At 58.8% G+C, this 13,087-nt stretch carries 9 protein-coding genes and 1 pseudogene; 8 read left to right on the top strand and 2 right to left on the bottom strand.

The annotated features are described in order from the left end of the window. Window positions 1–265: 265 nt before the first annotated feature. Together RA28_RS22460 and RA28_RS05675 are read left to right on the top strand one after the other, a co-directional pair. Window positions 266–601: pseudogene (locus RA28_RS22460) on the top strand (YjhX family toxin). Continuing rightward, the gene (locus RA28_RS05675; protein ID WP_039524431.1) at window positions 582–1,046 is read left to right on the top strand and encodes a GNAT family N-acetyltransferase; all 465 of its coding nucleotides are present in this window, start codon (window positions 582–584) and stop codon (window positions 1,044–1,046) included. Before RA28_RS22460 ends, RA28_RS05675 begins: the two are co-directional and overlap by 20 nt. A gap of 262 nt (window positions 1,047–1,308) precedes the next feature. Here RA28_RS05675 and RA28_RS05670 read toward each other — a convergent pair whose 3' ends face one another. After that, window positions 1,309–1,659 (bottom strand): antibiotic biosynthesis monooxygenase, encoded by a 351-nt coding sequence (locus RA28_RS05670; RefSeq protein WP_152612013.1) that lies wholly within the window; start codon window positions 1,657–1,659, stop codon window positions 1,309–1,311. Between the two features lie 330 nt (window positions 1,660–1,989). Further along, window positions 1,990–2,853 carry a LysR family transcriptional regulator gene (locus RA28_RS05665; protein ID WP_039524428.1) on the bottom strand — a complete coding sequence of 288 codons (864 nt, stop codon included), beginning with the start codon at window positions 2,851–2,853 and terminating at the stop codon, window positions 1,990–1,992. Window positions 2,854–2,960: 107 nt separating this feature from the next. Here RA28_RS05665 and RA28_RS05660 point away from each other — a divergent pair, with 107 nt between their 5' ends. The 6 genes from RA28_RS05660 to RA28_RS05630 all read left to right on the top strand — a co-directional run bounded on the left by RA28_RS05660 (window position 2,961) and on the right by RA28_RS05630 (window position 12,898). Beyond that, the gene (locus RA28_RS05660) at window positions 2,961–4,505 is read left to right on the top strand and encodes a trimethylamine methyltransferase family protein (RefSeq protein WP_039524426.1); all 1,545 of its coding nucleotides are present in this window, start codon (window positions 2,961–2,963) and stop codon (window positions 4,503–4,505) included. Then, window positions 4,502–5,791, top strand: coding sequence for an aspartate aminotransferase family protein (locus tag RA28_RS05655; protein WP_039524424.1), 1,290 nt, complete (start codon window positions 4,502–4,504; stop codon window positions 5,789–5,791). The genes RA28_RS05660 and RA28_RS05655 overlap by 4 nt, the downstream gene beginning before the upstream one ends. Beyond that, window positions 5,788–8,184 (top strand): GcvT family protein, encoded by a 2,397-nt coding sequence (locus RA28_RS05650; RefSeq protein ID WP_039524423.1) that lies wholly within the window; start codon window positions 5,788–5,790, stop codon window positions 8,182–8,184. The genes RA28_RS05655 and RA28_RS05650 overlap by 4 nt, the downstream gene beginning before the upstream one ends. Then, the gene (locus tag RA28_RS05645) at window positions 8,184–10,595 is read left to right on the top strand and encodes an FAD-dependent oxidoreductase (RefSeq protein WP_039524421.1); all 2,412 of its coding nucleotides are present in this window, start codon (window positions 8,184–8,186) and stop codon (window positions 10,593–10,595) included. The genes RA28_RS05650 and RA28_RS05645 overlap by 1 nt, the downstream gene beginning before the upstream one ends. Window positions 10,596–10,598: 3 nt before the next feature. Next, on the top strand, window positions 10,599–12,269 hold the full coding sequence (locus tag RA28_RS05640; protein ID WP_039524419.1) for a thiamine pyrophosphate-binding protein: 1,671 nt from the start codon (window positions 10,599–10,601) through the stop codon (window positions 12,267–12,269). 221 nt (window positions 12,270–12,490) lie between these two features. Continuing rightward, window positions 12,491–12,898 (top strand): DUF2000 family protein, encoded by a 408-nt coding sequence (locus tag RA28_RS05630; RefSeq protein WP_039524415.1) that lies wholly within the window; start codon window positions 12,491–12,493, stop codon window positions 12,896–12,898. Window positions 12,899–13,087 lie beyond the last annotated feature (189 nt).

The raw sequence follows: 13,087 nt of genomic DNA, 5'->3' as shown, positions 1-13,087 counted from the left end.
ATCCGATGCTGCTTGCACAGCACGTAATTCTTGCCACTTGCTGAAGATGCAAATTCAAAAGCTATGCGAACTTACAGTCGGCGAGATGAAGCTGCAACTGCTCTAGCGCTTTTCAACATCCGCTTGCGATATGAACGTCATGACGTTATCTCCTTGGAACGCTCTGCGTAGATGTAGGGCGATGGAGATTTTATGTCTACGATTGCGGCCCGCCGCTAAGGTCCAACAAACAGGACCAACTTGAACCAAAAGACTTCCGAGCGCGATGCCGGGAGCCCTTTCGGCTGACATAAACTCACGAGACAATCCTTTGAATATCTCAAAACACGAACAGCGTGTTTTGCACGTTCTTGCGCAGGGTGGCGCGATCCACTTCGAGCGTATGCAGAACTGCAAAGTGTGCGAAATCTCCTGCTTCACGCGCGACGGCCACGTGCTGGCCTGATGCTCGCTGGAGCTTTTCGACTGCCTGAAGAAAAGGCGGTTTATCAAATCCGAAAACGGACGACCCGACCGCGCCACGAGGCTCGGCATTCGCTCCTTTAACCCTCAATACGACAACCGACAAGGATATCCAGAGAATGACAAATCCAAACATTAAACCCACATCAGCCAACGACATTGCAGGGCTTAAAGCCGTCCTGGATGGGACTGAGCTTTTCCCAAGCGAGATGCTTCCAGATATGCTAGCTCCATCTTTGGCAGGCGAAACGGAAGCGCTTTGGCTGACGTGCCATATCAATGGTGAAGCTGTGGGCTTTTGCTACACAGTTCCCGAAGATTTTGCCGATGGGACTTGGAACATGCTCGCTCTCGGGGTGCGTCCAGACCTGCAAGGCAAGCGGATTGGGACCGCACTAGTCGCTGCCGCAGAGCGGCACCTAAAAGACAAAGGGCAACGTATCTTGATCGTGGATACATCTGGGACGGATGACTTCGCCCTCACCCGCAAGTTCTACGCCCAAAACGGCTACGAAGAAGAAGCCCGCATCCGCGACTTTTGGGCTGATGGAGACGACAAGGTAACGTTCCGCAAGGCTCTTTGAGCGTCACGCCCTTCGTCATCCTTCTGGCGGGGGGCACTTAACAGCCGCCCTTCGTTGCATTGCGCGAGCTTGCAGGGTTTGGGCTCATTCAAGACCTAGATTCTGTTGCAGCACACGCCCCTGCCCCGCTGTCAACTGTTCACGCAGACGGCCCAATTCGGACCTTCACCAAACCGTACTTTCGATGCACCGCGAAAACCCACCCTGTCGGACCATCGCGGTAGAGACTTTGTAGAAACTAATATGTCCCAGTACTGCCCACCTAAGTTCCCTGGGAAAGGTCCAAATGCCAGCCTTGCCCCACATCTATATGGCGGATAGAGCACTCTTCGATTAGCTCTTCGTAGCCTGGGGGAAGGAAGGACACCTGCCACGTCTCCCCGAACCGCGCTTGCACCGCTTTGATGTCGCGCCATACCGATGTAAAGACGACATAGTCGTCATCCATGCCGACACCGTGGCCGAAGAAATAACCCAAGTTCCCGGGGTGCCCGTGCACAACTTCCGCGGAAGTCACCCCGAATTTCGCGATCAGTTCACCCGCACGGCCAGGCTTAGTTTGGACTTGGAACAACCTCAGTATTGGCCCGGAACTTGCTGATCCATCATTCATTTCGACCTCCAAGCTGGCGTTTCTTTCAGAGCGGCATTCACCCTTCCTCGGGCTTGCGCCACCGTCAAGGACCGGCCCATAGCGGACCTTGAGCAGCTTGTTTGGATGCTGTATCCGCAAATCGCATTGCTGCCATTAGTTGTTTAAACAAATCTCTAGGCATTTCACAGAGCGAACACGCGCCGCTCAATCCCTTGAAGATTTTGCAAAGCGTGATTGTAAAACCTACCTCGCAAGTGCGCCGATTTAGAACTAGCCTGTCTTGTAGTCGAGTAGACGAGCGAGAGGCGGTCGGTTACCTGCGGGGCGCTTAGGCAGACGCTTGGCTTCCTAATTCCTTGTGAACCATTCAACGACTTTACGTGCTTCTTGCCGGGATGCACCGAACGACCGAGTCTCAAGAAAGTAGGCATGGGTTGGTGGAATCGTCTCATCAAAGAGTCGTTCAACCCGTTTCTCCACCAAATCCTGATCGATCAAGGGCAACCATCCTACGACTACTCCCTGGCCCTCTGCAGCACCGCGCAAAAGTACATTGGCGTCCTCAAAGACGGGACCACGCAAGGAGTTCTTAACCGGCACCCCCATTGCAGCAAACCAATCAAGCCAACCCCAATGATTCCGTTGATGCATCAGCGGCAATTCGATTAGGTCGCTCGGCTCATCAATCGGGCCACGGGCAGCCACGAATTCGGCGGACGCGATTGCAACCGGGCTCAACTCGAGCAGCTTGATGGCGTTTTCTCGTTGTTCGCCCATGCGTTCCCAGCGGATCACGATGTCGACGTTATCGTAGGCCAACTCACCGGGTTGGAATGACGGTAGAACCTCCAGTTCGATATCAGGGTGTTCAATCCAGAAGTCGCTCATACGCGGCATCAACCAACGCGCAGTAAAGATCGGTCCCGCCACGAGCCGCACCACCCTCCGAGAACGTTGGTTTAGCGTGCGAACTGCCTCCTCCAAGATGTCGAAGGCTTGTGCCGTCGCTTCCGCGAGCCTTTGGCCATCCTCCGTCAGAACGACCGCGCGGCCGATGCGATCAAAGACTTTGGTGTCCAGTTGATCCTCCAGCCCTCGGATATGATGACTGATCGCCGTCGGCGTGACAGACAGATGTTCCGCAGCAGCTCGAAAACTGCCAAGGCGCGCGGCGGCATCGAAAGCGCGAAGAGCGGGAAGGGATGGCGTCATGTGATCCAGATAGCTGAGTGAAACTAACTAATTCCTGAGATTTACGCCTTTGTAAACAGTGCTTTTTCTGTGAGACTGATGAAAAGAAGAACTGATTTCATGTTTCGATGACCCAGACCTCCCGGCGGCGCGGACGCAAAGACCGATTGGCTCAAACCACCCAGCTGGAACCCAATCCTCCGATTTGGCCGGGCGTCCAAGCTGGCCGGCTAAAACCTCTATCACCCGAAGAAGTTACGCGCATCGAAGGTGCAGCGCTTTCGCTGCTCGAAACCTTGGGGTTAAGCCAGGCGACGCCGTCTATCGTTGCGAAAGTGACGAAAGCCGGCGGGCACATGACCGAGGATGGTCGCCTGCTATTTCCCGGCGAACTGGTACGATGGGCCATCGATGGCGCACAACGTGGGTTCTCCTTGTGCGGACAGGACCCCGCGCAAGACCTGAAAATTGAAGCCGCGCGCGTGCATATGTCAACGGGTGGGGCCGCGCCGGGTGTGTTCGACCTGGAGACCCACGAATATCGCGAATCGACGCTTCAGGACCTCTACGATGCCGCGCGCATCGTCGATAAGATGGACAACATTCACCACTTCAGCCGGTCTGTTGTTGCACGGGATATCGAAGACAATGCAGCTATGGATCTGAACACGGCTTATGCCTGTCTGGCAGGCACGTCGAAACATGTCTCGATCTCGATCACCGAACCACAGAACGTCGCCGCAATCGCGGAGCTTTGCTATGACATTGCCGGTGGGCGGGACGAATTTCGCGCCCGACCTTTCCTGACGGTGATGGTGTGCCATGTCGTGCCCCCAATGCGCTTTGCCGAAGAAGCCTGCGAGGTTTTGGAGCGTGCCATTGAGGCCGGTTTTCCTGTGCAGTTGATCAGTGCTGGTCAGGCCGGTGCCACCAGCCCAGCCACCATTGCCGGATCTCTGGTTCAGGCCATGGCGGAAACACTTGCAGGGCTTGTTTTCGCCCGACTCGTCGCCCCCGAAGTCAAGGCGATATTCGCCCCTAAGCCGCTGGTCGCCGATCTGCGCACCGGTTCCATGAGCGGCGGCGGTGGGGAACAGGCGATCCTTATGGCAGGTGCCGCGCAGATGGGCCGCCACTGGGACCTGCCGACCAGTTCCATTGCGGGGATCACAGACGCCAAACGGTTGGACGCGCAATACGGCGCAGAAAAGTCGCTGGCCGTGACGATGGCCGCCCATGCCGGGTCCAACATCGTCACGCAGGCTGCGGGCATGATGTCGAGCCTCTTGGGGGTTAGCCACGCGGCTTATGTCAGCGACAATGATCTGTTGGGCAACATCCTGCGTACCATCCGGGGCATTGAAGCCACGCCAGAGAACATCGCAGCCGACGTCATTGCACAGGTCTGTCGGGGAGAGGGTCATTATCTGGGGGAACAACACACATTCCACAGGATGAAATCGGACTATTTTTATCCAGAGGTCGGCGACCGCCGCGCACCACGCGAATGGCAAGAGGATGGGGCGCGGCGGGTCGGCGATGTTGCCCGCGAACACGCGCGAGACATTCTGAAGAGCCACTTCCCAAGTCACATCCCGGATGCGCTGGATCGCGCCCTTCGCGCCAAATTCGACATTCGTCTGTCCCGCGCGCAGACTGGACGGCCCGGATGACAAACGCTCGCCAAACACTCCGCGCCCGGTCCGCCCTTCCCGGCGGGGTCAGTCACGAATTGCGCTACCGCGATCCATACCAAGTCTTCATCGAACGCGCCAAGGGCGCCGAGAAGTGGGATGTCGAAGGACGACGCTACATCGATTTCAAAATGGGCAGCGCCAGCCAGTTGCTGGGGCATTGTCATCCGGTCATCGTACAAGCGGTGCAAGAACAAGCAGCGCGGTCGCTCTTTTCGGCTGATTGTCATGGGGCAGAGACTGAATGGGCCGAGTGGGTTAACCAGCTCTTCCCCTGCGCTGATCGCACGCGCTTCACCGCCTCCGGCAGCGAGGCGACGATGTTGGCCCTACGCTTGGGACGCGCCTTTTCCGGAAAAGATCACATCCTACGAGTCGATGGTCATTATCACGGCTGGCACGATCACGTTCTCAAGGGCACCAAACCGGGTCAAAACGCGCCGACGTCACTTGGCATTCCAGCGGAGATCAACAACCTGATCGATGTGTGCGCTGCCACGCCTGACGCGATGAAGGCTGCCCTGCAAAACAGCCGAATCGGGACCGTGATTATCGAAGCCTCTGGCGCAAACTATGGTTCGGTGCCTCTGAAAACCGAGACCTTGCGCGCGTTGCATGACGTCGCCCGCGCAGCAGGGGTGGTGCTGATCTTTGACGAAATCATCACAGGCTTTCGCTGGTCGCCCGGCGGACGGCAAGCGCGGGACACTATCGTCCCTGACCTCACAACACTTGCGAAAATCGTCACTGGCGGCCTACCTGGCGGTGCCGTCTGCGGGCGCGCCGAGATCATGGAGTTGATGAACAACCTGACCGAACACGATGGCCTTGCGCCCGCCGTCAGCCACAAGGGAACCTTCAACGCCTCACCGCTGGTCGCCGCCACGGCCTGCGCGGCGATGCCCTTGCTCGCAACGGGAGAGGCGCAGGCACGGGCCGACAGAATGGCCACTCGGATGCGGGACGGCATGAATGATACCCTGGCTGATCTGGGGGTGGCCGGGCACGCCTACGGGGACAGTTCGATCTTCCACGTGTTCTTTGGTCGGACCACCATTGATGGTCTTTCCCCAGCAGAAATTCGCGGGATGCCGAAGACGATGGTGAAAGCCTACCGAGATGGCATGCTGGAGCGGGGGATCGACATGATGGCCTATACCTCCGGCCTCACGTCAGCAGCACATACGCCTGAACTTGTGGATGAGGCCCTCGACGCGTTCAGAGTCACGCTGTCTGACATGATCCACGAAGGAGTTTTGCCGTGAGCCCGCCAACCCACGCACAAACAGTGATAATCGGCGGGGGCGTCATCGGCTGCTCCATCGCCTATCACCTGGCCCGGGCCGGGCGCAAAGACATTGTCGTTCTGGAGCGCTCAAAACTGACGTCCGGTACAACCTGGCACGCCGCCGGACTGGTCCGTCGACTGCGCCCCTCAGCCACGCTTACCAAGCTGATCAACTACTCCATCGAACTTTACAAAGAGCTGGAACAGGAAACCGGCCAAGCGACCGGGTGGCGTCAGACCGGATCGCTGACGCTGGCCACCAACCCCGACAGGATGACCAACATCAAACGCCAGGTTTCCTTGGGCCGGGCCTTTGGGCTCGAAGCCGAGGTGGTCGATGCCACGCGCGCCAAAGAGTTTTGGCCGCTGATAGAGGTTGATGACGTAATTGGCGCCGTCTGGTCCCCAGCAGATGGTCGCGTAAACCCATCCGAGGTGGCCTTGGCGCTCTCCAAGGGGGCGAAGGCTAGGGGCGTGCAGTTCTTTGAGGACTCCCGGGTGACAGGTTTGCGCAAGGCCGGCGGGCGCATTGCTGGCGTTGAGGTTGATGATCACGTTATCGCTACCGAAGAAGTGGTGATTGCGGCGGGTCTTTGGTCGCGAGAGGTGGCGCAGATGGCAGGCGCGCATATGCCGCTCTATGCCTGCGAGCACTTTTACATCCTCACCAAACCCCTTCCAGATGTGCAGGCGCTCGGGCGCGGTGCGCATCTACCCACGCTCAATGACCAGGACGCCTATCTTTATGCCCGCGACGATGTCGAGGGGCTTCTGGTGGGCTCATTCGAACCCCACGCAAAGGGGATCTCGACCACGGATCTGCCAGCCGACTTCTCTTTTGATCTGCTGGACGAGGATTGGGACCACTTCATGCCGATGATGGAAAATGCACTCCGCCGCATTCCCGCATTGGAACGGGCCGAGGTGCGCATGTTGCTCAACGGACCCGAGAGTTTCACACTGGATAGCCAATTCATGCTGGGCGAAAGCCCCGAAGTCCCGGGCCTCTTCCTGATGGGTGGCATGAATTCCACCGGCATCGCCCTAGCAGGTGGCGCTGGCAAAGCGATGGCAGAATGGATCATCGCGGGCGAGCCGACGATGGAGCTGAACGAGGCAGACATCCGCCGTTTCAGCCCAGAAATGAACGTCCTCGGTGCTTTGGAGGCCCGCATCCCCGAGGTGCTGGGCCGCCACTACGACAACCCCTACCCGGGCCGCACGATGGACACCGCTCGGGGCCAACGCCGCTCTCCCATTCACGCGGGGCTTGTCGCGGCAGACGCCTGGTTTGAGGCGCGCGGCGGCTGGGAACGCGCCGTGCATTTCGGGGGAGAGGCCGCGCATTTGCCGCTAACCTTTGGTGTGCCCGCCTGGCGCGAACAGGTGGGTCGCGAAGTAGAAGCCTGCCGCAGCGGGGCGGCCATTCTGGACCAATCGGCATTTGGCAAGATCATGGTGCAAGGTCCTGATGCTTGCGCCTTTATGAACCGACTTTGCTGCGCGCAAATGGACATTGCGGACGGGCGGATCGCCTACACTCAAATCCTCAACGCACATGGCGGCATCGAAAGCGACCTAACTGTTCAGCGCCACGGACCTGAGACCTACCTTATGATCACCGGCGCTGGCGAAGTCGTGCGTGTCATCAAACGGATGCGCGAAACGAAGGGGGCGTCGAGGGTCGAGTTCTCCGATCTCACAAGCGGCTACGCAGTCATTGGCCTCGCCGGAGCAAAAGCGCGCGAAGTCCTGCAGGCAACGTCTTTTGCGCCTCTGCCCGAGCTGAAACCGTTCGGTTTTGCCCCAGTCGAGATTGGGTTGGCCCGCGGATGGGTCGGGCGGCTCAGTTATACAGGCGAAGAAGGCTACGAACTTTACATCCCTTCCGACATGGCAATGGCGGCTCATGAGGCGCTCGTCGCAGCAGGAGCGACCCATGCCGGGCTTTTCGCGACCGGCAGCTTGCGCATTGAAAGCGGTTTCCGCGCCTTTGGGCACGAACTGACCCCGGGGACCAATCCTCTTGAGGCCGGGCTTGGCAGGTTCTGCGCAATGGACACCGACTTTCTTGGCAAGCAAGCACTGACAGATCACACACCAAGCCGCCGCATCGTTTCCTTGCTCTTTGAAGACGCCGACGCCATCCCGATCCACGACGAGCCAATTTACTATGGCGGCAAAGTCATGGGCCAGATCACCTCAGCTTCATGGAGCTACCGTTTCGACCGTTCCGTTGCGCTCGCCGAGTTCAATGCGCCGCTCGATCGGTTAAACACCCAAGCAGTCGTTGACGGCTTCGAAGTGGAAATCGCCTGCACCCGCTTCGCCGCACGCGCTTCCCTCTTTCCGGCAAAAGAGGCGTTCTGATGTCGGACACGACCCGAAGCACGCGAGTAGCCATAATCGGCGGCGGCATCATGGGTGTGGCCGCCCAATTTCAACTAGCGGAAAACGGCTGGACTGACACGATCCTGTTCGAAAAGGCCGAGCTCACCAGCGGCTCCACCTGGCATGCAGCGGGCCAGATCGCCCATGCTGTGGGCAGCCGGGTGATGGGCTGGATCAACAAGACATCGATCGAGACCTACAAGCGCGTTGAAAATGAGACCCGCCAAAGCATCGGTTGGCACGAAGTCGGAGGTCTTCGCATCGCAACCACGGATGACGAGGTCGACTGGATGAAGTCGATCATGGGCGTTGGCAAGCTGCTTGATTTGCCGATGGACCTTGTTGGCCCGGATGAGGTCGCTAAGATCAATCCCTTTTACAAGGTCGACGACGTAAAGGTCGCCGTGCGCACCTACGAGGACGGCCATATCGACCCCTCAAGCGTGACTATGGCTTTGGCCGCCGCAACCCGCGCGCGGGGTGCAAAGATCGACCGTCACAACCAGGTGCTTGGTGCCAGCCGCAAAGGCGATCAGTGGCTCCTTCGGACCGAGAAAGGGGACGTCACAGCAGACCACGTTATCATCGCCGCTGGCTCCTATGCCAATCAAGTTGGCGAATGGTTCGGGCTGAAAATCCCCTCGGTCTCTTGCCTGCACCACTATCTGGTCACCGACACGGTGCCAGAATTCGAAGGCCGCCCGGAACTGCCAGTGATGCGCGACAACGAGTTTGGCGGCTACATCCGACAAGAGCAGAGATCAGGCCTGATCGGTATTTACGAAGGTCACACCTGCCCCACAGTCTGGGAGATGCCAGAAGGCGCACCTTGGGCGGCAGAGAATGAATTGTTCGAAGCCGACTACGACTCTATCGGCGACTTCCTGACGGTCGCATTCGGCAAAATGCCGATCCTGGAAAACCTTGGCATCAAACGCGTTGTGCGCGGCGCAATCACCCACACGCCCGATGGCGGTATGCTTGTCGGCCCGTCCGGCGCACCAAATGTCTGGTTGGCCTGTGGGTCCTCCATTGGTCTTGCCTGGGGCGGTGGCGCGGGCAAGGTCCTGGCCGATTGGATGGTGCATGGAGAGGCGGCCATCAACACCCGCAGCTTAGACCCGCGCCGCTACGGGGATTTCGCAACTGACCATTTCATTGTGGAACGCACGAAGGACGAATTCATGCGCCGCCACGATACCCCCTGCCCCGGCAAGCTGTTCGACAGCCTGCGCCCCCTGCGGCGGCACCCGCTTTATGACCGGCTCGCAGCGAAAGGCGCGGTCTTTGGGGAGATAGCCGGATGGGAACGCCCACGCTATTTTAGCGAGGTTGGAGACGTCGAACAGGTCGGCTGGGGGCATCAGCCCTGGCACGACAACGCCCAGCGAGAGGCGAAGGCCACACGGTCAGCGGCAGGTGTGATTGATCTCTGTGCCTTCGCGCAGTTCGAGATCACCGGCAAAGATGCTAGCAAGCTTCTGGATCGCCTGTCAGCCAACCGCATCCCGCGCAAAGACGGTCGGATGAGCCTCAACCATCTGCTCACCCAGAAAGGCAAGTTCGAGACGGAGATTACCATCTGGCGCATCACAGAGGATCGCTTTTTCACAGGTTCGCCAATTGCCCGCGCAAATCCGGATTTCGACTGGATCAAAAGTCACATTCGCGACGGCGAAGACGTTGAGATGATCAACCGCAGTGCCGATTGGGGCATGCTGGCCCTGTCCGGCCCCGCCGCGCGACAGATTCTGTCCGAATTGACCGACGTAGCGCTCACGAATGCCGCGTTCCCATGGCTTTCGGGTCAGGGAATCAAGGTGGCTGGGGTCCCATGCTACGCCTTGCGCGTGTCCTTTGTGGGTGAATTGGGCTGGGAACTCCACGCCCCGCTCAACCGCATCGCCGAGGTTTACGACGCGCTATTTGAGGTGGGAGCACGCCACGGCCTAATTGACTTGGGCTCCTATGCCTTCAACGGGATGCGTATGGAAAAGGCCTATCGTGCAAGTGGCGAATTGACGACCGATGTCGGCCTCTATGATGTCGGGCTTGATCGTTTCGTCGCCTCCGAAGGTCGTGATTTCATCGGCAGGGACGCCCTGTTGGCCTATCCTCCGCGATGGGAGTTGTTCTACGCCGAGGTCCACGCCAATGCCATAGATATCCTTGGCGGCGAGCCAGTTCTGCTGAACGGTACGCCCGTCGGTCTGACCACGTCAGGGGGATACGGGTACACCATCGGCAAATCGCTCGGATGGCTCTTTGTCAAAATGGGCACGCCGCGCACGGGTCTCAGTGTTCAGCTTCTGAACCAAGCCTATCCCGTGACCGTCCACGACGCCCCGCTTTATGACCCCGCCAACTTGCGTCCCAGATCTGAGGATTGAGACATGACCACAATCAACGGCGGTGAGGCCGTCTACCGAGTCCTGAAAGCCAACAGCATCGATACCGTGTTCGGCCTTTTGGGCGGCTCCATGCTGGAGCTTTACGATGCGATGTATCAAGGCGGCGAAATCGCCTATGTCGGGGCACGCGACGAACGCGCGGCCGGGCATATGGCGGACGCTTGGGCACGGATGACCGGTAAGCCGGGCGTGGTTCTGGGCGCGCAGGCCGGACCCGGCGTGGTGAACATCGTTACCGCCGTGGCCGAGGCGCAGCTCGCCTATTCGCCGCTTGTGGTCATCGCAGGGGCAATCACCCGAGCTGATCAGGCCAAAGACACGTTTCAAGAGGTCGATCAGGTCGCCCTCTTCGCGCCGATATCGAAACGCTCTGTCATGGTCACGGATCCAGCCCGTCTGGCACCCATGGTCGAAGATGCGATCAGATTGGCAAATTCCGGCCGCCGTGGTCCGGTCGTCCTGCATGTCCCGCGTGATCTCTTCTCCGCCGAAGGCCCAGCTATCGAACCAAAACCACTCAAGCTGGCACGCCCCGGCCCCGCAGCACCCGAAGATATTGCAGCGATTGCCGATCTACTTTCGGCGGCCAAACGCCCCGTGATCTTCGCAGGCGGTGGTTTCAAATGGGGAGCAGGTCGCGCCGCCCTCACGACGCTGGCAGAGAAACACGAGGTGCCGGTTGTTGCTTCAACAGGCCACGCCGACGTGATGCGTCACCGCCACCCCTGGTTTGCTGGACAAGCGGGCCCTCGCGGCAACACCGTGGCCAGCCGCCTGACCAAAGAGGCCGACGTTATGGTCGTCCTTGGCGCAAGGCTCGGCTTCAACTCAACCTTCCACAGTAACGACTATGTGGGTGCGGATACGCGCATCGCACATATAGATGTCGAAGGCTCAGCCGTGGGCCGCTATTTCCCCGCTGAGATCGCTGCGCAAGGAGACGCGCGCCTCAGCGCCGAAGCACTATGCGACGCCGCTACTAAACCCGATTGCGATGCCTGGCGGGAGGGTTTCAAGGCAGACATGGAATCCCTTTGGGCCGAACGCGCCAAAGAAGCCACCCTCGCCACGCTCCCTATGCATCCCCGGCGCGCGCTGGCGGAAATTCGCGACGTACTGCCAGAAGATGCGATTGTCACGCTCGACACAGGTAACACCTGTCTTCAGGCTGCAGACAGGCTCGCGCACTACGCGCCGATGTCGCTCATCACGCCACTTGATTTCGGGTTGGTCGGTTTCGGCCTCGCTGCCGCCATCGGTGCGAAGGCCGCCGCCCCTGATCGCCCTGTTGTCGCTGTGATGGGCGATGGGGCGATCGGCTACACGATGATCGAAATTCAAACTGCTATTGCGCACGATCTACCTATCACAATCGTTGTTCTCGACAACGAGGCCTGGGGTGCCGAAAAAGCTTATCAAGAAGAATTTTATGGAGGGCGGCTGCTCGGTGCCGAAATCAGGTCCCCGCGCTTCGACACATTTGCCGAGCTTTGTGGCGGTGAAGGTATTTGGGTCGAGGGTGACGGTGAAGTAGGGCCTGCTTTGAAACACGCGATCGCCTCTAACAATACAACGGTTATCCAAGCAAAAATCGATCCGAAAGCGCTGATGACCTTGCGCAAAGATCTATTCAAGACTGCAAGTAAGGACTAAGCGGAAGACATGGCCGCAGATGGATTTGCCTTCGTACAGGCAATCACGCTTAGCGCGGTGTTCATTTCTGCTGCCATTCTGAGATGTTTCCCATGGCTGGCCAGCGGGGCCGCCTTGCGCAGGACCTTAGCGAACCCAACAGCTGCACGACTCTTCAACTATGCCCTTGGCTTGAGCCTCGCCGCATCCATGATCACAATTATCTGAGAAGGAACACAAACATGTTCGAAACGAAGATCGCCATCATCGTCCGCGACGACCTGGCCACATGGCAGAAATTGAACGTCACCGCGTTTTTGATGAGCGGTGTCACCGGGGCCAATCCTGACCTGATCGGCAAACCTTACGAAGACTGTGACGGCAACACGTATCTGCCGATGAGTGTTCAGCCTGTGATCGTTTTGTCAGGCGCGGCCAATGTGCTGCCCAACATTCGAAATCGAGCGCGCGGCAGAGGTGTAGACACTGTGGCCTACATCGAGGAGATGTTTGCCACAGGGCACGATGACGCCAATCGGGCGGTCTTTGCGGAACATGGACCTGACGAGGCTAATACCGTTGGCATCGCGCTGCGCGCCGACAAGAAGATCGTGGACAAAATCACCAAGGGAGCGAAGATGCATGGATAGCTCGCCCAGATCGCCCCGTTGGCAATTCCCGTAGCGGACACCCGTTCTTGTTGCAGCGATCGACTAAATGGGCTCTTTGCTGACCTCGGAGTGGACGCAGCATAGGCCCCTGTCCCGATTACCACTACCTAGCCATCGGCCCAGAGCCGACGTCCAACGGCCGTTATTGATACAGCTGCCGCAACCGCA

Origin of the sequence: Ruegeria sp. ANG-S4 (assembly GCF_000814005.1) — a bacterium.
Taxonomy (GTDB): Bacteria; Pseudomonadota; Alphaproteobacteria; order Rhodobacterales; family Rhodobacteraceae; genus Ruegeria.
Note: the sequence above shows the minus strand (reverse complement) of the source record. Positions and strands in the feature narration are given on the sequence as shown.